This window comes from Leucobacter sp. L43, from assembly GCF_016597785.1.
Classification (GTDB): Bacteria; Actinomycetota; Actinomycetes; order Actinomycetales; family Microbacteriaceae; genus Leucobacter; species Leucobacter alluvii.
The window spans coordinates 154172-175074 of the sequence record NZ_JAENJG010000001.1 but is presented as its reverse complement, the minus strand read 5'-3'; the positions used below and the strand labels follow the sequence as shown (position 1 = coordinate 175074).

The window sequence follows — 20903 nt, the reverse complement described above, 5'->3', positions numbered from 1 at the left end:
GGATGGGATGAAACTTCCTTCCAACCCGCTCCGCTCTGCGGATGATCCCAGGCTCAGTCGTATCGCGGGGCCCAGCTCGCTCGTGATCTTCGGGGTGACGGGTGACCTGTCGCGCAAGAAGTTGATGCCCGCGGTGTACGACCTCGCGAACCGAGGTCTTCTGCCGCCTGGGTTCGCACTTGTGGGGTTCGCTCGCCGCGACTGGAAGGATCGAGATTTCGCGGAGATCGTGCACGATGCTGTGCGTAAGTATGCGCGGACCCCGTTCCGCGAAGAGACGTGGGAGCAGCTCGCGGAGGGTATTCGCTTCGTGCAGGGGCAGTTCGACGACCCCGAGGCGTACGACCGTCTCCGCGACACGGTCGAGACGCTCGACCGTGAGCGCGGCACGATGGGCAATCACGCGTTCTACCTCTCGATTCCGCCGACCGCGTTCCCGGAGGTGGCGAAGCACCTCTCGAGCTCGGGGCTCGTGGATCGCACGGGAGACGATCAGCGATGGCGGCGCGTCGTCATCGAGAAGCCGTTCGGCCATGACCTCGCCTCCGCTCGGGAGCTGAACGATGTGCTCGAATCCGCGTTTCCCGCTGATTCGATCTTCCGCATCGACCACTACCTCGGCAAGGAGACGGTGCAGAACATCCTCGCACTTCGCTTCGCGAATGCGATGTACGAGCCGATCTGGAACCGGAACTACGTCGACCACGTGCAGATCACGATGGCCGAAGACATCGGCGTCGGCGGCCGCGCCGGCTATTACGACGGCGTCGGCGCAGCGCGCGACGTGATCCAGAACCATCTCCTGCAACTCCTCGCACTCACCGCGATGGAGCAGCCGATCAGCCTGGGAGCTCAGCACCTGCGTGCGGAGAAGGAGAAGGTGCTCGAGGCGGTGTCGCTGCCGGAAGATCTCGAGCGATCGACGGCTCGCGGGCAGTACGCGTCCGGGTGGCAGGGCGGCCAGCTCGTGAATGGCTTCCTGGATGAGGACGGCATGGATCCGCAGTCGCGCACGGAGACCTTCGCGGCGATGAAGCTGCACGTCAACACGCGCCGCTGGACGGGGGTGCCTTTCTACCTGCGAACCGGAAAGCGGCTCGGCCGACGCGTCACGGAGATCGCCGTCGTGTTCCGCAAGGAGCCTGGAAACCTCTTCGGTCAGGCGCAGCGTTCTGAGCAGGGATCGAACGCGCTCGTGATCCGCGTCCAGCCCGATGAGGGCATCACCATTCGTTTCGGCGCGAAGGTTCCCGGCAGTGGCACCCGCGTGCGCGACGTGACGATGGACTTCGGCTACGGTCACGCGTTCACCGAGGCCAGCCCGGAGGCGTACGAGCGCCTCATCCTCGATGTGCTCCTGGGTGACGCGCCCCTGTTTCCCCGTCAGGCAGAGGTCGAGCTCTCTTGGCGGATCCTCGACCCGATCGAACGACACTGGGCGGAGAGCGACGCGCCCGTCGAGCAGTACGTTCCGGGGTCCTGGGGCCCGGCGTCGGCCGACGAGATGCTCGCCCGCGACGGACGCACCTGGAGACGGCCATGATCGAGAGTCTGCCTGACACGACGGTCAGCGCGGTGACGCGCCGGCTCGTCTCGATGCGCCAGGAGAGCGGTGTCTCGGCGCTCGGTCACGTGCTCACCCTCGTTATCTCGGCCTCCGGCGAGCTCGACGAGTCGGCGATCGCGGCCGCGAATCACGCGTCCAGCGAGCACCCCATGCGAGTGATCGTGCTGCTCAGCCGCCCCGAGGCGGAGAATCGGCTCGACGCGGAGATCCGCGTGGGCGCGGACGCGGGTGCGAGCGACGTGATCGTGCTGCGCGCTTCCGGTGAGGTCGCCAGCGGAGTCGAGGCGCTCGTCACCGGTTTGCTGCTGCCCGACGCCCCGGTCGCGGTGTGGTGGCCGGAGGAGGCACCGGATCGCCCAGGCGCCGACCCGCTCGGCCGAATCGGGCAGCGGCGCATCACGGACGCCGCAGCTCCCGACGGTTCGGCGTGGGACGTGCGTATCTCCGGGTACTCCGCCGGTGACACCGATCTTGCCTGGACGCGGCTCACGCGCTGGCGCGAGTACCTCGCCGCGGTGCTCGACGAACCGCCGTTCGAGCCGGTGACAGCAGTCGAGGTCGTCGGCTCTGAGGCGTCGCCGTCGACGGAGCTGCTCGCGGCTTGGCTCGAGCTGGCGCTCGGGGTTCCCACGAAGTGCACGCTGCTCGATCGCGCTCTCCACGCGGAGGGGCTGCACTCGGTGACGCTGACGCGCCAGAGCGGCGACGCGGTGCTCAAACGCTTGTCGCCCGTGCACGCGGCGCTCAGCCAGCCAGGGCAACCGACGCACCAGATCGTTCTGCCTCGCCGCACGTTGAGCGAATGCCTCGCGGAGGAACTGCGCGGGCTGGGCGAGGACGTCATGTACGGCCGCGTACTCGAACAACTCGCGCGCAGCCGCGCTGCGCGCACCACCCACACTGACGCATGAATGAAGGAGCTGGCGTGTCTGAAGCCGCAGCGAACATCGGGGTCGTAGGCCTCGCCGTGATGGGCGCGAATCTGTCGCGCAACCTGGCCAGCCGGGAGGGGAACACCGTGGCGGTGTTCAACCGCAGCCCGCAGCGCACCGAGGCGTTGGTCGCAGCTCACCCGGAGGCGCAGTTCGTGCCGGCGTTCACCTACGAGGAGTTCGCGGCGTCGCTGCAGAAGCCGCGAACGGCCATCATCATGGTGCAGGCCGGAGCGGCCACCGATGCGACGATCGATGCCCTCGTCGACGTCTTCGAACCCGGTGACATCATCGTCGACGGCGGCAACGCATACTTCCCTGACACCATCCGGCGCGAGCGCGCCGCGCGGGCGACGGGCATCAACTTCGTGGGCGCCGGCATCTCGGGCGGCGAGGAAGGCGCGCTCAACGGTCCGAGCATCATGCCGGGCGGTTCCGACGAAGCCTGGCAGACGCTCGGCCCGATCCTGCGCTCCATCGCCGCGGTCGCAGAGGGCGAACCGTGCGTGACGCACGTGGGCCACGATGGCGCCGGCCACTTCGTCAAGATGGTCCACAACGGCATCGAGTACGCCGATATGCAGCTCATCGCCGAGGCCTACGACCTCATCCGACGGGGCACCGGAAAGTCGCCTGCGGAGATCGCCGACATCTTCGCCGAGTGGAACGACGGTGAACTCGAGTCGTACCTCATCGAGATCACGGCGGAGGTGCTCCGTCAGAACGATGCCGCGACCGGCAAGCCACTCGTCGACGTGATCCTCGATCAAGCCGGTGCGAAAGGCACGGGCGCCTGGACGGTGCAGACCGCGCTCGCGCTCGGCGTTCCCGTGTCGGGCATCGCCGAGGCCACGTTCGCGCGCTCGCTGTCATCTCACCCTGAGCAGCGAGCGGCAGCCTCGTCGCTTCCGGGCCCGAGCGAGCAGCCTGCAGTTGCCGACGAAGCCGCATTCATCGAGGACGTGCGCCAGGCGCTCTACGCCTCGAAGATCGTCGCGTACTCGCAGGGTTTCGATGAGATCCGCGCGGGCGCCGCAGAATACGGCTGGACCATCGATCTCGGTGCGATTTCACGCATCTGGCGCGCCGGCTGCATCATTCGGGCGCAGTTCCTGAACCGGATCGCCGATGCCTATGCGGCTGAATCCGACCTCGCCCTGCTGATGAGCGCTCCGTACTTCGCCGAGGCTCTCGCGAAGAGCCAGGAGGCGTGGCGACGCGTCGTCGTCCACGCGACCGGGGCTGGAATTCCGGCACCGGCGTTCTCCTCGTCGCTCGCCTACTACGACGGGCTGCGGGCCGAGCGCCTCCCCGCCGCGCTCGTGCAGGGGCAGCGCGATTTCTTCGGAGCGCATACGTACCGCCGCATCGACCGCCCGGGATCGTTCCACACGCTCTGGTCGGGCGACCGCAGCGAGATCTCCGCCTAGGCGCAGGCGAATTCGTATGTCCATGCGCATCTCGCAGCACCCGACCCTCGATGAACTGGCCCACGCGCTCGCGGGAGCGTTCATCGAGATCTGCCGGCAGCGCCAGGGCGATGGGGGAGTGCCGTGCGCGGTGCTCACCGGCGGCTCCGGCGGCGAGCGTGTGCTCGAGGCCCTGAGCTCCCATCCGGATCGCGACACCGTCGAGTGGACCCGGGTCCGGTTCATCTGGGGCGACGAGCGGTGGGTCCCGTCGGGTCATGAGGATCGCAATGATCTTCTCGCCGACCGCACGCTCTTCGACGCGGTCGCCGTCGATCCTTCGCTCGTGCACCGGGTGGCGGGGCCGGATTCCGGGCTCACGCTCGACGAGGCCGCCGACGCCTACGCAGCCGTCGTCCATGGCATCGACCGTATCGATGTCGCGTTGAACGGTGTGGGCCCCGATGGCCACATCGCATCTCTGTTTCCCGGCAGGGACGAGCTCGAGATCGTCTCAGACGAAGCGCCGGAAGCGCTCCCGATCAGAAATTCGCCGAAACCACCGCCGGAGCGCGTCACCTTGACCCTTCCGGCGCTGCGACGTGCTGAGCGCGTCTGGCTCATCGCGGCGGGCACCGCGAAAGCCGAGGCGGTCGGTCGGACCATCGCTCGGAGCGCCCCGCTGCTTCCTGCGGCACGGGTCTTCGGAGCAGCGGAGACCGTGCTCTGGGCGGACACCGCGGCTCTGGGAGCGCCATCTGCTTCGAGCAGCTAGGATGGTGAGGTTGCCCATTCGCTTAGCCCTGGCGCGAGAACGTCTCCCCGTGATGCGCTGAGCCGGCACGATCTAGGAGCCTCACACCATGATTTCCGTCGAAGACCTCGCCATCGACGTCGGCGCCCGTCGCCTCATGTCGGGGGTCACGTTCCGCGTGAACCCCGGCGACAAGATCGGCCTCGTCGGTCGTAACGGCGCCGGCAAGACCACGCTCACCCGCACGTTGTCGGGGGAGCTGCCTCCCGCGGAAGGCGCGATCAAGGTCACCGGCGAACTCGGTTTCCTTCCGCAGGATCCGCGCACCGGCGATCCCGAGCAGATCGCGCGTCACCGCATCCTCGACGCGCGCGGGCTCGGCACGCTGCAGCAGAACATCGCGAAAGCGACCGAGGACATGGGCTCGAGCGACCCGGCGGTCGCAGAGAAAGCCATGAAGCGGTTCGGCAATCTCACAGACCGTTTCCAGGCGCTCGGCGGGTACGCCGCCGAGTCGGAGGCGGCGTCGATCTCGAACAACCTCGGTCTGCCCGACCGCATTCTCGATCAGCCGCTGAAAACGCTCTCGGGCGGTCAGCGCCGTCGCATCGAACTCGCCCGCATCCTGTTCTCCGACGCCGACACGATGATTCTCGATGAGCCGACGAACCACCTCGACGCCGACTCGATCGTGTGGCTGCGCGAGTTCTTGAAGCACTCGAAGGCCGGAGTGATCGTCATCAGCCACGACATCGACCTCGTGGGCGAGACCGTCAACCGCGTCTTCTACCTCGACGGCAACCGTCAGGTCATCGACATCTACAACATGAACTGGAAGCTGTACCTGCGCCAGCGCGCCGCCGACGAGGAGCGTCGCCGCAAGGAGCGCAGCAACATCGAGAAGAAAGCCTCGGTGCTGAAGGATCAGGCCGCGCGCTTCGGAGCGAAGGCGTCGAAGGCCGCTGCGGCGCACCAGATGGTCGCGCGCGCCGACAAGATGCTCGCGGGTCTCGAAGACGAGCGTCAAGTCGAGCGGGTCGCGAAACTGCGCTTCCCCGATCCGTCGCCGTGCGGCAAGACGCCGCTCATGGCCGAAGGGCTCTCGAAGTCGTACGGTTCTCTGGAGATCTTCGCGGGCGTTGACCTGGCGATCGATCGCGGATCGAAGGTCGTCATTCTGGGCCTCAACGGTGCGGGCAAGACCACACTGCTGCGCCTGCTCGCGGGCGTCGATGAGCCCGATACCGGTGAGCTCATCGCCGGTCACGGGCTCAAGGTCGGCTACTACGCCCAGGAGCACGAGACCCTCGACGTCAAGGCGAGCGTGCTGCAGAACATGGTCTCCGTGTCGCAGCACCTCACGGAGACGGAAGCACGTCGTGTGCTCGGGTCGTTCCTCTTCACCGGGGATGACGTGCACAAACCCGCCGGGGTGCTCTCAGGCGGAGAGAAGACCCGCCTCGCCCTCGCCATGCTCGTGGTGTCGAGTGCGAATGTGCTGCTGCTCGACGAGCCGACGAACAACCTCGACCCGGCGAGCCGCGAAGAGGTGCTCGACGCGCTCGCGCACTTCTCGGGAGCCGTCGTGCTCGTCTCGCACGATCCGGGAGCCGTCGAAGCGCTGAACCCCGAGCGCGTCCTCATCATGCCCGACGCGACCGAAGATCACTGGTCGAAGGAGTACCTCGAGCTCATCGAGCTCGCTTAGGAACGCGGGCGGGGAGTGGGCGTCGACGGCGGCGTTCGCTCCCCGTCCTCCTCGCGGAACGCGGCACCGGCGTCGTCGAGTCGCGTGATCACGAACGCGGCGCCATCGCCCTGCATCCCGTTGGAGTAGTACTCGACGTGCGGCTCCTCGTCGAAGTCGAGGCTGCTCTGGCAGATGAAATCTCCCGCCACGCAGTAATCGCGCACGCGTTCTTCGACGGCGTCGAGCGCGCCTTCAGGTCGGGGGAGCAGCCCGTCGGTCTCCGGGTCGAAGCTCCCGACGTTGTACTCCTCGGCGCCCACGAAGCGCGGATCACCGTAGAAGACGACCGCGAGCACACGATCGAGCGCTTCCTCGGCGACGGTACCGACGGTGGCTCCCACCATCCGGGCCTCCGGCTCGGCGAGCCCGTCGCCGACGACGAGAGCGCCCTGAGAGTAGCCGAGCAGCACGAATCTCTGTGCGGGGCAGGCGTCGGCTTGCACGTTCAGCACGTCGATGAGAGTGCGCACCCCCAGGGTGCCGCCCTCTTTCACATCCGTGTCGGCCGGGTAGTCGAGGTCGAGCACTCCCACATCGCCGGGTCGTGCCTGTGAAATGGTTCGCGCCACAGGTGAGAGCAGCTGGCCCTGGCTCGGCTCACCCGTGCCGCGGGCGGTGATCACCAGATAGGGATCGCAATCGACGGGATCCACAACCGGCTCCGGATGCAGTTCCGCGTCGTAGAGCTCAGCCGCCTCAGGCGGTGCCGGATCCTCCGTCACGTCGGAGAGCGATTCTCGCGTCGTCGCCGGATCGACCGGCGCGGCGCACCCGCTCATCGCCAGCGCTGCGCCCAGGAGCACGATCGAGCCCGGCAGGGACAGCCGACGCAGCATCCCTCGCACATGTGACTCACCCATCGAGCAGTGCATCCTCGATGTCTGAGTCGCTCGGTCCACGTCGGCGCTTTCGCTCCGCCGTCCTCCGGTCGTACTCGAGCACTTCGTCGCTGCCGATATTGAGGGTGCGGTACTCTCGCCTGGCTGCGTACGTCACGCCGATCGCCGCGATGGCGATGAAGATGTACCACTGCACGGCATACGAGAGGTGCGGCCCCTCGTCGCGTGCGGGCTTCGCGGGAAGCACCCCGTGCTCAGCATCCGGGGACTCGCTGACGAGCATCCCGTAGGCGCCCGTGTACGCAGAATCTGAGACTCCCGCCAGCGCGGCGATCTCCGGCAACTCAATGCTCGCGACCGCTCGACCAGACGTCGTGCGGCCCGGAATCTCGGGCTCCGAGGCGCGCAATCGCGCCTCGACCGTCACCGGCCCCTCCGGGGGCGACGGCAAGGCTTCTGGATCGATGTCCTCCGCCGACGCACCGTCGACGGGCACCCATCCGCGATCGACGAAGAACGTGGATCCTTCTGCGGTGCGCAATGCCTGGATCAGGTCCGAGCCGACTCCGCCGGGCCCGGGCCGGTTTCGTGCGAGGAACGGGTCTCCGGTGTACTCGCCCTCGACCAGCACCGTGCGCCACTTCTGGCGATCCTCGTCGAACTCCGACAGCTCCGGCAGTTCGTCGGCGAGCACTGCCGGCGGCGCGTCGTAGTTGTTGTCGATGCGGTCGATCTCAGCACGGGCCTCTGCGCGGCGCTCGAACTGCCAGTTACCGAGGAGCACGCAGGCGATCGAGAAGATCAGCAGCATCGCGGCGTACCCCGCCCAGCGGCCGGATCGCAGAAACCCCCAGCCGACGCGGTCGCGCGGGTGCTGCCCAGCGCTCTCAGCGGACGGCGCGGGCATGTCGCGGTCGAGCGTTCCGTGTTCAGTCATCGAGCTCTCCCACCGTGCGCACCTCGAGCGGGAAGCTTCTGGCCTCGAGAAAATCGTACAGCGTCGCGCGATGCTCATCGCAGGCCAGCCAGGTCTTGCGGCGCTCGGGGCCGTGGATCTTCGGGTTGCGCCAGAGGATGGCCCACGGGGCATCCTCTCGACAACCGGCTCGCGAGCATTCGAAGCGACGCTCCGGAACGCCGCCAAGATTCAACGACGGCGTGACCACACCGTTCACAGCTCTGCTCCAGGAGTCTGCGGACGGGGGTGGGAACCGCGTCGCTCCGGGTCGACATCGACCACGATGACCTCGCGGGCGACGTCCGTCGCTTCGATGGGTTCGGCATCCGATGCCTCGATCTGCAATGGCTCGGGCGCGTCCGGCACCTGCTCGCCTCCGTGCGCGACCGCGTTGCCGACGAGCACCGCGAACCAGGGCAGGAAGATCGCCCCAGCTGCAGACAGCAGCACCCACCAGTCCCTCACCCAGAACAGCGATACGACGCAGGCGACTCGCAGGGTCATCGCGATGAAGTACATGCGCATGCGGTGCGCGCGATCCTCGGCGGGGTTCACCCCAGCCGACGTCACGTCGTAACTCTTCGCCATGCGCCCCTTCTCCGTACCCGCCAAGCCTACGCCGTTCACCTGAATCCGCGCCCGGGATCGCCGTCGTCCCCGGCTTCCAGCGCCCTCGGATGGGTAGGCTGGTCGGCAGTTGTTCAGACGGAAGGAATCCCATGCCCACCTCGCGCACCGTACTCGTCACCGGCGGAAACCGCGGTATCGGTTACGCCATCGCAGAACGCATGCTCGCGGACGGTCATCGCGTCGCTGTGACCTCGCGGTCGGGCGAGGGCCCGGAAGGATCGCTGACGGTACGCGCGGAGATGACCGACGCGGCTTCGATCGACGCCGCGTTCACCGAGGTCGAAGCACACCTCGGGCCTGTCGAGGTGATCGTCGCAAACGCCGGCATCACGAAGGACACGCTGCTCCTGAGGATGACGGAAGAGGAGTTCACCAGCGTCATCGATACGAACCTCACCGGCACGTTCCGCGTGGTGAAACGCGCCGCGAAGGGCCTGCTGAAGGGTCGATTCGGACGCGTGATTCTGATCTCGAGCGTCGTGGGGCTGTACGGGGGACCGGGACAGATCAACTACTCGTCATCGAAAGCCGGACTCGTCGGATTCGCTCGCTCGCTCACTCGAGAGCTCGGATCGCGCGGCATCACCGCCAATGTGATCGCGCCCGGCTTCGTCGAGACCGATATGACGGCTGCCCTCCCGGAGGCCCAGCAGCAGCAGTACCTCGGCTCGATTCCGGCCGGGCGCTTCGGTCAGGTCGCCGAAATCGCCGGAGCGGCATCGTTCCTCGCCGGGGACGACGCGGCATACGTCTCGGGCGCGGTGATCCCCGTCGACGGCGGCCTGGGCATGGGGCACTGACGGAGTCCGATCGGGTGCGAGAGCGCCCTTTCGCCCGTCGCGCCACGACCAGTAGCCTGTGCCCATGAGTTCATCACACCAGCCCCGCTCCCTGACCCGCGTCGCGGTCGACGCCCAGACCCTCGCCGACCTGTATATGGCGCCGACCGCTCTCCGCGTCGTGAATGTGTGGGACGCCGTCAGCGCCCGCGTCGTCTCGCAGCTGCCGGGGACTCGTGCGATCGCCACGGCGGGTCACGGCATCGCGGCGAGCCACGGGTACGCCGACGGTGAGCAGATTCCGCTGGACACCATGATCGCGGCGATCGCGCGAATCGCGTCCGCCACGGATCTGCCCGTGTCCGCCGACCTCGACGGAGGGTTCGGCGATGCCGGCGAGACGGTGCGACGGGCGATCGGGGCCGGGGCCTCGGGCGCGAACATCGAGGATCAGATGCGACCGCTCGACGAGTCGGTCGCCGTGATGCGTGCGGCGATTGCGGCGGGGGAGCGCGAAGAGGTCTCCTTCGTGCTGAACGCGCGCACCGACGCGCTCGTCAAGGGCGGCGACCGCCCGCGCGAGGTCGCGATCGCCGACGCGATCGAGCGGGGACGCGCCTATCTCGACGTCGGCGCGACTTGCGTGTTCGTGCCGGGCGTGCTCGATGCCGACGACACTCGGGCGCTCGTCGCCGGCATCGGCGAGCGCAAAGTCAGCGTCATCGGCCTTCCCGGCGCCCTCACCGCCGCCGAGTACGAGGCGCTCGGCGTCGCTCGCGTCTCGTACGGACCCATGCCGCAGAACGTCGCCCTGACCGCGCTCAAGCGGCTCGGCGAGTCGCTGCTGGCCGACGGAATCATCCCAGCGGATACGGAAGCGCTCAACAACTTCTGAGCGCTCAGGCGAGACGACTCAGGCGAGCCGTTCGAGCAGCGGGATGGCGAGCGCAAGATCGTCTTCGATCGAGATGTCGGCGCGCTCGCGCACGATCGGCTTGCCGTTGAAGGCCACGCCGATGCCGGCGATCGCCATCATCTCAAGATCGTTGGCGCCGTCTCCGATAGCGATGGTGGCGGAGAGCGGGATCTCTTCGGCCGCCGCCCACTCGACCAGCGCCGCCGCCTTCGCCGATGCATCGATGATCGGCCCAACGGTGCGCCCCGAGAGGATTCCGTTCACCAGGTCCAGCCGATTGGCGCGCCAGAGATCGATGCCGAGATCCGCCGCGAGCGGATCGAGCACCTCGTGGAATCCACCCGACACGACGCCGACCTTGCCGCCTCGGTCATGCACTGCGGCGATGAGTTCGCGGATGCCCGAGGTCGGCCGCACGCGCTCGTAGGCTTCGGCGAAGACCGACTCGGGGGTCCCGGCGAGTGTCGCGACGCGATCTCGCAGGCTCTCCGCGAAATCGAGCTCCCCTCGCATGGCGCGCTCGGTGACCACTGCCACCTCGTCGAGGCTCCCCGCCGCCTCGGCGAGCAACTCGATCACCTCGTCCTGGATGGTGGTGGAGTCGCAATCGAGCACGACGAGGGGGCGTGTGGTGCCGGGAGAAGTCATGATTCCCAGGATAGGCTGAGCGCTATGGTCAATGTGCTCCGCCTCACCGATGTCTCCTATGTGCGCGACCGCCGGCCGATCCTCGACGGGGTCACCTGGTCGGTCGAGGATTCGGAGCGGTGGGTGATCCTCGGACCGAACGGCGCAGGGAAGACGACGCTCATGAAGCTCGCGACGGCCAACGACTACGCGACTCGCGGCACCGTCGAGGTGCTCGACGAGCGACTGGGCAAGGTCGACATCTTCGAGCTCCGCAACCGCATCGGATTCGTGTCTTCGGCGTCGGCCAGGCGCATCCCGGCGAACGAACTCGTGCGCGACGTCGTGCTGACCGCCGCCTACTCGGTCGAGGGCCGGTGGAATGAGCACTACGACAGCATCGACGTGCGTCAAGCGGAGCGCATTCTCGCGGAGTGGGACCTCGGAGCGTACGCTGACCACACCTTCGGCACGCTGAGCGACGGTGAGCGAAAGCGCGCCCTCATCGCCCGCGCGGTCATGACCGATCCCGAGTTGCTGCTGCTCGACGAGCCGAGCGCCAACCTCGATCTCGGAGCTCGCGAGCGGTTGCTGCAGATGCTCTCCGGCTTCGCAGCGTCCCCTTCGTCGCCGGCCATGATCATGGTGACCCACCATGTCGAGGAGATCCCGCCCGGCTTCACCCACGTCCTCATGCTGCGCGACGGCAAGATCCAGGCCGCCGGACCGATTGCGGACACGCTCACCGCCGAGTCCCTGGAAGCGACCTTCGACATGCCGTTCGAACTGTCGTCCACGGATGGCCGGTATTCCGCTGTGGCACGCCCGAAGCCCTGATCTCACTCATACGCCTCTCGGTCTGCTAAAGTAGCACTTTGGTGCGACGAAATTCGCCGATCCCAAGACCTCCGGGCGTGCTGTTACACGCTCTCTCCCAGGCAAACACGAAGGAACTCTCATGAAGACCGATACCCACCCCGAGTACAACGCAATCGTCTTCCGCGACCTCGCGTCGGGGGAGACGTTCCTCACCCGTTCGACGCTCACCAGCGAGAAGACCATCGAGCTCGACGGCGAGACCTACCCCGTCCTCGATGTCGAGATCTCGAGCGCATCGCACCCGTTCTACACGGGCAAGCAGCGCATCATGGACTCGGCCGGTCGCGTCGAGAAGTTCAACCAGCGCTTCAAGGGCTTCGGCGCCTAAGTCGCGACTGCGGCACTGGAAAGGGCCGGGCGATCCTCTGCGGATCGCCCGGCCCTTTCTCGCTTCCGCGGCGCGTCAGCGGATCGGCCAGCGCCCGTCGGCGACGAATGATGCGTCGCGCACCCGCCGCATGTATTCCTGAAAACTCGCCGCCTGAGCCGCAGCCCACTCGATCTGCAGCCGATGGAGCTCGTCGAGCTCCGCCGGAACCACGTCCGCATACTTCGCCGCAATCTTCTGGAGCACTCGCCCCGCAGCGATCGCATCATCACCGGCATCGTGCGCATTGCCGATGTCGACCCCGTGATGCGCCGCCACCGCTTCGAGCGTGCGCTTGCCCTTGCGGTAGCGATCGAGCTGTTTGTCGAGGACGAGCGGATCGATCACCGGGGAGATCTCCGTCGGCCATGGCACACCGTGCCGAGCCGCCTCAGCCGCGAGCAGCGTGAGGTCGTAGGGAGCGTTGTACGCGACGACGGGAAACCCGCGCTCGATCATTTCGAGCAACTGATCGACGATCTGGCGCACTCCCACTGCGGCCTCGATGCCGCTGGTACGGGCGATCTCGTTGCTGATGCCGTGGACCTGCACCGCCGCGGCGGGAATCTCGATGCCTGGATCGAGCAGCCAGTCGTATCGTTCCGACACTTCGCCGCCCGCACCGAGGAGGGCGATCGAAGCGCTCACGATGCGGGCGTGCGCGGTGTCGATGCCCGTCGTCTCGGTATCGAACACGGCCAGGTCTGCGGCCCACAGCGGGAGCGTTTCGGTCACGGAAGTCCTTTCGTCTCCGTCGATGGTATCGACTGCCGGGCGCGTCGTTCGCCTTCGGCCCGAACCCCTGACAGCGTCCCGCCAGCAGCAGGAGGCTGTCAGGGGGTCTCGGTAGAATCTGTCCCGTGACTTTCGCCCCTCGTTCTCTGCACGTTCCCACCCTCGGTGTCGACACCCGAGCCTGGGAGTACGGTGACGAGACGGGGGAGACGCTGATCCTCGTCCACGGCTTTCGCGGCGATCACCACGGCCTCGAAGGCATCGCGGCCCGGATCGTGGAGCTCCGCCCAGAATTGCGGATCCTCGTTCCCGACCTCCCGGGTTTCGGTGAGAGCCCAGCGATTCCCGGCCGTACGCACGATCTCGCGCTGTACGGGGAGTGGCTCCGCTCGTTCGCAGCCGCGGCCGCGCCCAGCGGATTCAACGTGCTCGGCCACTCATTCGGCTCGCTCGTGGTGGCAAGGGCAATCGCGCAAGGCTTGGACCCGCTCCGATTGATCCTCATCAATCCGATCTCGGCGCCAGCACTCGCAGGGCCGCAGGCCGCACTCACGCAGCTCGCGATCGGCTACTATCGGGCCGCGGAGCTCCTGCCCGAACGCGGAGCGCGAGCACTCCTCGGCAATCCCGCCATCGTTCGGATCATGAGCGAGGTGATGGCGAAGACGAGGGATCCTGAACGTCGCGCATGGATCCACGGCCAGCACGCGCAGTATTTCAGCACGTTCGCCGACCCCTCGACGCTGCTCGAAGCCTTCCGCGCTTCGGTGTCGCACACCGTCGTCGAGTACTCTGACGCGTTCACGATGCCGACGCTGCTGATCGCGGGGGAGCGGGATGACATCACCCCGCTCGCCAAGCAGCTCGACCTGCAGCGACGCGTACGCGGATCGCAACTCCGCATCATTCCCGGCACCGGCCATCTGGTGCACTACGAGGCCGTGCACGACGCGGCTGCGTATGTCGCAGACTTCATCGCTCCGCTTACGGTCGTCTCTCACTCGACGCGCAGCATCGCCGCAGAAGCCATCACAGGGGGCCGCGCGTGAGGGTGACGCGAATCACTGATCTCGACATCCCGCAGCTCGCCGACTACACCCAGCTCACGGATGTCGCGCTGCGCCGGGTGCGGGAGCCGGAAGAAGGCCTCTACCTCGCCGAGTCGCCGAAGGTGATCGAGCGTGCCCTGCGAGCGGGGCACCGCCCGCGCTCCGTACTGCTGCTCGAGGAGTGGCTGCCGCGCGTCGAGCCGCTGCTCGAAGCGTTCCCCGATGTGGAGGTGTACGTGGGGGAGTCGGATCAGCTCGCGGCGCTCACGGGGTTCCACCTGCACCGCGGAGCTCTCGCCTCCATGCACCGACCTCAGCCCCGAGACCCCGAAGCCCTGCTCAGGGATTCTCGGCGCATCGTCGTGCTCGAAGACCTCGCCGATCACACCAACGTCGGAGCCATCTTCCGCTCCGTCGCGGCGCTCGGAGCAGATGCGGTGCTGCTGACGCCAGCATGCGCTGATCCGCTGTACCGTCGCGCCGTGCGCGTGAGCATGGGCGCCGTGCTGCAGGTGCCGTGGGCGCGGCTGCCCGATTGGCGGGAGGCCGGCCCGATGATCCGCGACGCCGGGTACGAACTCACCGCGTTCGCGCTGCGCGACGACGCTGAGGATCTCGCCGACTACGTCGACGAGCTTCCGGAGCGTCTCGCACTGATGTTCGGCACTGAGGGCGCCGGCCTGACGCATCGTGCGCTTGCCGCCTCGACGCGCGCCGTGGTCATTCCGATGGAGCACGGCGTCGATTCGCTCAACGTATCGACTGCGGCAGCGCTCGCGCTCTGGGCGGTGCGCACGGCGGATGCCCGCTCGGGGGCCGGCTCGGTCTCGGCGCTCGGAGCCCGCGCGTGAGCGGCGTCGCCGCGGGCGGCCGGCTCCGCGCGACCTGGTTCCTCGTATTCTGGGCTGCTGTCGGCATCGCGTCGTACGTGCTCGGGGTGCGCAACGTCGTCGGGCAGCGCGCCGAGGAGAGCGTGCTCGACGCCGCAGATTTCACGTTCACCCCGCCTCCGCCGCTCAACCTCGTGTCGATTCCGACGGTCGCGATCGCACTCGTCGTCGTCGGCGTGATCGCCTGGGTGTCGCACGGCTTCAGACGAGCGCTCGTCGTGACTGTCATCCCGGCGCTGTCGATCCTCGCCGCTCAGCTGCTGAAGCTGCGGCTCCTGACCCGCCCCGAGCTCTTCGAGCTCGACGCGGCGAACACGTTTCCGAGCGGCCATATGACGGTCTTCGCTGCCATCACCGCGGCGCTCATCTGGGCGGTGCCGAGCCGCGTGCGCGCGTTCGTCGCGCTCGGAGGCGCTGCCCTCATCGCAGCTGTCGGGTGGCAGCTGCTCGCATACGGATGGCACCGTCCGAGCGACGTGTACGGGGGAATCGCGTTGGCCGTCGTCGCGTTCGCCGCTGCGTCGCTGATTCGACCGCCGACGTCGCGCGGGGAGACCGTACTCGGCGGCAGTGCATCGGTCGGTCTCGCAATCGCCGGGTGGGTGACCGTGGGCGCTGCCGTCGTGCTCGTCGGTGTAGCCGTCGCGACGGAGAACTCCGCCCTGATGCTCAGCGCGGGGGAGTTCGGCGGCGTCGGAGCGGCGGCCCTCGCTGCACGCACCATGCTGCTGCTCGGCTCACGCCGGGCGTAGGCGTGTGAAGCGCGCATCGGGAATCGTGCGCGCGTGGCTCCGCACGTGCTTCGATCGGAGTTATGTCAGCAATGGAATGCCCGAGCTCATCGACGACGATGAGTTCCAGAATCGTCGCATGCTGCGACGATTCGAGCCCAGAGATTCAGTGCCTCAGGTTTTCGACGGGCAGCTTCCAGGGAGCGAACGCGCAACGGCGCATGTGCGATCGTTGCGCGTAATGTTCGCTCAGAACGCGCAGCCGTCAGCGTGGATCAGGTCTCGCTCGCACTCCGCCCAGCATGCATGATAATCTATATTATGTCAGCTCGATCGAAGGGCAGCGCTATGTAAAGCCTTATCGCCACGCTGACTAAACTGTTCGCCATGCTTCCGCTCAACACCGATCGTCTACGTTTCAGAGAGATGTCGCCTGAAGATTTGGACGCAATGGCGGCAATGCTCGGCGATCCGGTCGTCATGGAGTTCTATCCATCGCCGAAGACGCGGGCCGAGGCCGCCGAGTGGATTGAGTGGAATCAGAAGAACTACGCCACACACGGGTACGGCCTCTGGATCATTGAGGCGACGAATGGTGAGTTCGTCGGCGACTGTGGACTGACCTGGCAATCTGTGAACGGCACGCAGATGCTCGAGGTCGGGTATCACCTCATTCCGGATTGGCACGGTCTCGGCCTCGCCACTGAGGCCGCAACATCGTGCCGCGATTTCGCACGAACGCGCTTGAGCGCAGACGAGCTCGTCGCGATCGTCCACCCTGACAATCGCGCTTCAGCGCGGGTTGCCGAGAAGATCGGCATGCAGCGAATCGCTGAAGACTTCAGCGACAGCAGCGTTGTGCGCATTGTCTTCGGCATGCAGCTCGCCGATTCTCACCTGTTCCAGCCCCAACGGTCTAATACCCGTTGAACGCACCGCGCAGACTGCCAGTGCACTACAGCAGAGACGACGCGGCGCCGCAGACCGCGCCCGTCACGACGACGATCCACGGCGGCACGCGCAGGTACAGGGCGACGAGCGCGGCGAGCGCCAGCGCGAGTGCAGCGACGTCCGTCACACCGTGAGTCAGCACGGGATCGATGAAGGCCGCAGCGAGCACGCCGACCACGGCAGCGTTGATCCCCCGCACCGCCGCGGCGATTCTCGGGATTCGCTGGAGCCGCGCCCAGAAGGGCAGCACGCCGAGGAGCAGCAAGAACCCCGGGGTGAAGATCGCCACGATCGCAAGCACTGCGAGGCCCACACGCTCTGAGACACTCCCCGCCCCGTCAGCGAGCGCGCCGACGTACGCGGCGATGCTGAACAGAGGTCCGGGCATAGCCTGCGCGGCGCCGTATCCGAAGAGCAGCTGATCCTGGTCGATTCCCCGAGCGAGCGCCGGCTCCGCTTGAAGGGTCGCCAGCACGACGTGGCCTCCCCCGAATACGGTCGCTCCGGCGCGGTACGCGGCGTCGGTGACCGACAGGGCGGTGTGCTGCACCGCGCCCGCGATGATCGGGAGAGCCACGAGGAGTGCGCCACCGATCGCCAAGGCGACGGCTCCGCTCCGTTGCGAGATGCCCATCGCCCACCCGCTTCCCTGCGCACCCACGTCCGTTTCGACCTCCGCAGATCGCCTCAGCAGGAGGACTCCGGCGGCGGCGCCACCGCACAGTACAGCGAGCTGCCCCCAGACGCCACCGACGAGCAATGCGACGATTCCTGCGAGCGCGGCGATCCCGGCGCGCGGCAGGTCCGGCGCGAGGGATCGTGCCATGCCGTGCACGGCGTGCGCGACGACGGCGACAGCGACCGCGAGCACACCGTGCAGCACGCCGTCGGCGACTGGCCCCGTCAGAGAAGCCGCGCCCAGTGCGAGGGCGATCATGACGGCCACCGACGGAAGAGTGAACGCGATCCACGCCCCGATGGCACCGGGGAGGCCCGCCCGACGCAGTCCGAGCCCGAAGCCGACCTGGCTCGACGCCGGGCCGGGGAGGAACTGGCACAGCGCGACGAGTTGCGCGTACTCCGCGTCGCTCATCCAGCGTCGACGTACGACGAACTCCTCGCGAAAATACCCGAGGTGGGCGATCGGGCCGCCGAACGAGGTGCACCCGAGTCGCAAGAACACGGCGAACACCTCAAGCACCCGAGACCGGCTCTGCGCACGCCAAGACACCCCTTGAGCGTAACGAACATACGTCGACGCGTGGGCTCGGCGAGCCGGGTGTTCATCCGCTCGACTCCCGCGACCGGCGCCCCGTGATGCCGACCTCGCGGCCCATTGGGTACCCTGGAGAGTCGCCGAAACGAGGGATGGGTATGTACGTCAAGATCTGCGGGCTTCGCGAGCCCGCGCACGCAGCGCTTGCAGTCGAGCTCGGCGCCGATGCCATCGGCGTCGTCATGAGCCCGCGCAGCCCCCGCCACGCATCGGCGGATGACGCGCGGGCCGTGATCAGCGCTGCACGGAGCGCTCGGCCGGACGTCGACACCGTCCTCGTCGTGAACTCGATCCCCGCTGCGGAAGCGGCACGGCTGGCACTCGATCTCGGATTCGATGTCTTGCAGCTGCACGGGTCGTATACCGCGGATGACGTGGCGAGCGCGCAGGCGCTGCTCCCTCGAGTGTGGCGCGCGACGTCGCTGACCGAAGCTCCGCAGTTGTACGCCGGGGAGCTGAATGAGGAACGACTCCTCCTCGACGGCGCGATCCCCGGTTCGGGCGACACGTGGGATCTCTCTCCGCTCGGGAGCGACAGCGAACTCACGCGCCGTATCGGCCCGGACTGGCTGCTGGCCGGTGGCCTCTCCCCCGAGAATGTCGCAGCAGCGATCTCCACCGCTCGACCCGGCGGCGTCGACGTCTCCAGCGGCGTCGAGCGCTCCCCTGGCCAGAAGCACCCAGAACTGATCCGCCGCTTCATCGAAGCGGCACGCGCGCAACTCGCGCCTACCGACGAAAGCGATATTTCATATGAGTGACCGGCACGAGCCAGGCAAGCGCACGCGCAAGATCACACTGGTCACCCCGCCTCCGGTCCCCCACCCCGGCCTCATCCCGGGCATCGGGGTCGAGCAGACCGGAGTCCGCTTCGCCACGAACTGGGTGGTCCTCGGTGTCGCCGTCGCCTGCACGCTCGCAGTGATCGTCTGGGCCTTCATCGCGCCGGACACCATCGCCGTCGTCGGCGGGAACTCGCTCACCTGGGTCACCGAGAACTTCAGCTGGCTGTTCGGTTCCCTCGCCATCGCGGTGGTCTGCTTCATGCTCGTCGTTGGCTACGGCCGCACCGGCGGCATCCGCCTCGGTTCGGATGACGAGGAACCGGAGTTCTCGACCCTGTCGTGGATCTCGATGCTCTTCGCAGCTGGGCTCGGGATCGGCCTGCTCTTCTACGGCCCGCTCGAACCCCTGACCTACTTCCTCGATCCGGCACCGGGTCTCGAGGTCGAGCCCGGCAGCGGGGACGCAGCTCTTCCGGCACTCGCGCAGACCATCCTCCACTGGGGTCCGATCGCGTGGTCCTTCTACGCACTGGTCGGGGGCGCGATCGCCTACAGTGCGTACCGTCGCGGCCGCGCGCCACTCATCTCCGCCCTCTTCGAGCCGGTGTTCCCCGGAAGCAGCAACCGCATTCTGGGCCGGATCATCGATATCTTCGCGATCATCGTGACCCTGTTCGGCACCGCGGTTTCGCTCGGAATCGGCGCCCTGCAGATCGAGAGCGGTTTCCGCATCGTGACCGGGCTCGGCCCCATGGGCAACGCCTTCATCGTGGGTTCGATCGCGATCCTGACGGCCTGCTTCATCGCTTCGGCGGTCGCCGGAGTCAAGAAGGGCATCCGGCGCCTTTCGAACATCAACATGTTCCTCACCGGCCTGCTCGCCCTCTTCGTCTTCATCGTCGGGCCGACGGTCTACCTGCTCAACTTCCTGCCGTCGTCCATCATCGAGTTCTTCCAGCAGGCGATGATCATGCTCGCGCGCAACCCCAATCAGGGAGAGGATGCGACGCAGTTCCTGTCGACCTGGACGACGTACTACTGGGCCTGGTGGGTCTCATGGACGCCCTTCGTCGGCATGTTCATCGCGAAGATCTCCCGCGGCCGCACCTTGCGAGAGTTCGTGACGACCGTGGTCCTCGTGCCCTCGGCGATCGTCATCACCTGGTTCGTGATCTACGGCGGTACGGCCATTTTCCAGACGCTCCAGGGCGCTCAGCTCGACACCGGAGGCTCCGGCGAGTCAGTGCTCTTCGACATGCTGAACGAGCTGCCGTTCGGCATGATCGCCTCCGTGGTCGCGATGATCGCTGTGCTCGTCTTCTTCGTGACGGCTGCCGACTCCGCATCCATCGTGATGGCCTCGATGTCGCAGATGGGACGACCGGAGCCGGCGAAATGGGTGACGATCGTCTGGGGTCTCCTCCTCAGCCTCATCGCCGTCGCTCTCCTCCTTGCGGGTGGGCGAGACACGCTCGCCGGCCTCCAGTCGCTGATGGTGGTGTCAGCGCTGCCGTTCGCTTTCATCGTGATCGGGATCATGATCGCCTGGGCGAAGGACCTGCGGACCGATCCGTACATCATCCGTCGCGCGTATGCTCGTGCTGCGATCGCGCAGGGCGTGAGGCGCGGCATCGACGAGTTCGGCGATGACTTCGTCTTCGGTACGAACAGCGTGCCCGCCCACCAAGGCGCCGGCGCGGGCTTCGACAGCGAGGATCCCGCGCTCACCGACTGGTACGTCGACGCGACGACGGGGCCGATCGACACCATCGCCGCACCCGAAGCGGAGCCCACCCCCGGCTCCTCCCTCGGCTCCTCCCCCGGGGTCGCTCCCGCGATCGAGGATGCCGAGCGAGAGACGGAGCGAGAGACCGACCGCTGAGTCCGTGCGATGCCGACGCGCGGCATGCAACCGCGTCGGCATCGCACGGACTCGCGAGCGTCATGCTCGATGCACGGATCGGCCGCGAATAGCACGTTGTGTTGCGTCTCGGCAACGTTGACATTGCCGATGAACGGTCAGTAGGCTTTTGCTGCACGGTTTTGAAACGATTCAACTCGACGGCGAGTGTGCGAAAG

Annotated in this window: 22 protein-coding genes; 15 read left to right on the top strand and 7 right to left on the bottom strand. The window is 67.2% G+C overall.

Annotation, left to right across the window (positions count from 1 at the left end):
* The first annotated feature begins 7 nt into the window (after positions 1–7).
* From zwf to JE033_RS00795, 5 genes are all read left to right on the top strand, one after another.
* A complete protein-coding gene (zwf, locus tag JE033_RS00815) occupies positions 8–1543 on the top strand; it encodes a glucose-6-phosphate dehydrogenase (RefSeq protein ID WP_200328819.1) in 1536 nt (511 codons plus the stop codon).
* Complete coding sequence (locus JE033_RS00810; RefSeq protein WP_090148993.1) at positions 1540–2478, top strand: glucose-6-phosphate dehydrogenase assembly protein OpcA; 939 nt, start codon at positions 1540–1542, stop codon at positions 2476–2478. Before zwf ends, JE033_RS00810 begins: the two co-directional genes overlap by 4 nt.
* Positions 2475–3929, top strand: a complete 1455-nt coding sequence (gndA, locus tag JE033_RS00805) for an NADP-dependent phosphogluconate dehydrogenase (RefSeq protein WP_200328817.1) — start codon at positions 2475–2477, stop codon at positions 3927–3929. Before JE033_RS00810 ends, gndA begins: the two co-directional genes overlap by 4 nt.
* Before the next feature lie 16 nt (positions 3930–3945).
* The gene (gene pgl / locus JE033_RS00800) at positions 3946–4683 is read left to right on the top strand and encodes a 6-phosphogluconolactonase (protein ID WP_234037034.1); all 738 of its coding nucleotides are present in this window, start codon (positions 3946–3948) and stop codon (positions 4681–4683) included.
* A gap of 88 nt (positions 4684–4771) precedes the next feature.
* Positions 4772–6370 carry an ABC-F family ATP-binding cassette domain-containing protein gene (locus tag JE033_RS00795; RefSeq protein WP_090148997.1) on the top strand — a complete coding sequence of 533 codons (1599 nt, stop codon included), beginning with the start codon at positions 4772–4774 and terminating at the stop codon, positions 6368–6370.
* Here JE033_RS00795 and JE033_RS00790 read toward each other — a convergent pair.
* Genes JE033_RS00790 through JE033_RS00775 form a run of 4 tightly spaced genes read right to left on the bottom strand, consistent with a single transcriptional unit; the run spans position 6367 to position 8797 of the window.
* On the bottom strand, positions 6367–7272 hold the full coding sequence (locus JE033_RS00790; protein WP_200328815.1) for a cutinase family protein: 906 nt from the start codon (positions 7270–7272) through the stop codon (positions 6367–6369). The two genes, JE033_RS00795 and JE033_RS00790, sit on opposite strands and share 4 nt — an antisense overlap.
* Positions 7265–8188, bottom strand: coding sequence for an SURF1 family protein (locus JE033_RS00785; RefSeq protein ID WP_200328813.1), 924 nt, complete (start codon positions 8186–8188; stop codon positions 7265–7267). Before JE033_RS00785 ends, JE033_RS00790 begins: the two co-directional genes overlap by 8 nt.
* On the bottom strand, positions 8181–8426 hold the full coding sequence (locus JE033_RS00780) for a hypothetical protein (RefSeq protein ID WP_090149005.1): 246 nt from the start codon (positions 8424–8426) through the stop codon (positions 8181–8183). The genes JE033_RS00785 and JE033_RS00780 overlap by 8 nt, the downstream gene beginning before the upstream one ends.
* Positions 8423–8797: a DUF3099 domain-containing protein gene (locus JE033_RS00775; RefSeq protein WP_200328811.1), complete on the bottom strand. Its 375-nt coding sequence runs from the start codon at positions 8795–8797 to the stop codon at positions 8423–8425. The genes JE033_RS00780 and JE033_RS00775 overlap by 4 nt, the downstream gene beginning before the upstream one ends.
* 131 nt (positions 8798–8928) lie before the next feature.
* Here JE033_RS00775 and fabG point away from each other — a divergent pair, with 131 nt between their 5' ends.
* The gene (gene fabG / locus JE033_RS00770; RefSeq protein WP_200328809.1) at positions 8929–9639 is read left to right on the top strand and encodes a 3-oxoacyl-ACP reductase FabG; all 711 of its coding nucleotides are present in this window, start codon (positions 8929–8931) and stop codon (positions 9637–9639) included.
* Positions 9640–9703: 64 nt separating this feature from the next.
* Complete coding sequence (locus JE033_RS00765) at positions 9704–10513, top strand: isocitrate lyase/phosphoenolpyruvate mutase family protein (RefSeq protein WP_200328807.1); 810 nt, start codon at positions 9704–9706, stop codon at positions 10511–10513.
* A gap of 18 nt (positions 10514–10531) precedes the next feature.
* Here JE033_RS00765 and serB read toward each other — a convergent pair whose 3' ends face one another.
* The gene (gene serB / locus JE033_RS00760) at positions 10532–11182 is read right to left on the bottom strand and encodes a phosphoserine phosphatase SerB (RefSeq protein WP_200328805.1); all 651 of its coding nucleotides are present in this window, start codon (positions 11180–11182) and stop codon (positions 10532–10534) included.
* Positions 11183–11206: 24 nt separating this feature from the next.
* On the opposite strand from serB, the gene JE033_RS00755 reads away from it, so the two are divergent.
* Positions 11207–11998: an ABC transporter ATP-binding protein gene (locus JE033_RS00755; protein ID WP_090149017.1), complete on the top strand. Its 792-nt coding sequence runs from the start codon at positions 11207–11209 to the stop codon at positions 11996–11998.
* A 121-nt stretch (positions 11999–12119) separates the two neighbouring features.
* Positions 12120–12368 (top strand): type B 50S ribosomal protein L31, encoded by a 249-nt coding sequence (locus tag JE033_RS00750; RefSeq protein WP_090149019.1) that lies wholly within the window; start codon positions 12120–12122, stop codon positions 12366–12368.
* 75 nt (positions 12369–12443) lie between these two features.
* Here the strand turns inward: JE033_RS00750 and JE033_RS00745 are convergent, their stop codons facing one another.
* The gene (locus JE033_RS00745; RefSeq protein WP_200328803.1) at positions 12444–13142 is read right to left on the bottom strand and encodes an exonuclease domain-containing protein; all 699 of its coding nucleotides are present in this window, start codon (positions 13140–13142) and stop codon (positions 12444–12446) included.
* A gap of 125 nt (positions 13143–13267) precedes the next feature.
* Between JE033_RS00745 and JE033_RS00740 the strand changes: the two genes are divergently transcribed.
* From JE033_RS00740 to JE033_RS00725, 4 genes are all read left to right on the top strand, one after another.
* Entirely contained in the window at positions 13268–14191 is a 924-nt protein-coding gene (locus JE033_RS00740) for an alpha/beta fold hydrolase (protein ID WP_200328801.1), read from the top strand.
* Positions 14188–15042 carry an RNA methyltransferase gene (locus JE033_RS00735; RefSeq protein ID WP_090149028.1) on the top strand — a complete coding sequence of 285 codons (855 nt, stop codon included), beginning with the start codon at positions 14188–14190 and terminating at the stop codon, positions 15040–15042. The genes JE033_RS00740 and JE033_RS00735 overlap by 4 nt, the downstream gene beginning before the upstream one ends.
* A complete protein-coding gene (locus JE033_RS14855; RefSeq protein WP_200328799.1) occupies positions 15039–15833 on the top strand; it encodes a phosphatase PAP2 family protein in 795 nt (264 codons plus the stop codon). The genes JE033_RS00735 and JE033_RS14855 overlap by 4 nt, the downstream gene beginning before the upstream one ends.
* A 366-nt stretch (positions 15834–16199) precedes the next feature.
* Positions 16200–16742, top strand: a complete 543-nt coding sequence (locus JE033_RS00725; protein WP_200328797.1) for a GNAT family N-acetyltransferase — start codon at positions 16200–16202, stop codon at positions 16740–16742.
* A 25-nt stretch (positions 16743–16767) separates the two neighbouring features.
* Here the strand turns inward: JE033_RS00725 and chrA are convergent, their stop codons facing one another.
* Complete coding sequence (chrA, locus tag JE033_RS00720) at positions 16768–17994, bottom strand: chromate efflux transporter (RefSeq protein ID WP_200328795.1); 1227 nt, start codon at positions 17992–17994, stop codon at positions 16768–16770.
* Between the two features lie 143 nt (positions 17995–18137).
* Between chrA and JE033_RS00715 the strand changes: the two genes are divergently transcribed.
* Both JE033_RS00715 and JE033_RS00710 read left to right on the top strand, forming a co-directional pair.
* Positions 18138–18800, top strand: a complete 663-nt coding sequence (locus JE033_RS00715; protein WP_200328793.1) for a phosphoribosylanthranilate isomerase — start codon at positions 18138–18140, stop codon at positions 18798–18800.
* A complete protein-coding gene (locus JE033_RS00710) occupies positions 18793–20706 on the top strand; it encodes a BCCT family transporter (protein ID WP_234037033.1) in 1914 nt (637 codons plus the stop codon). Before JE033_RS00715 ends, JE033_RS00710 begins: the two co-directional genes overlap by 8 nt.
* Positions 20707–20903: the final 197 nt, after the last annotated feature.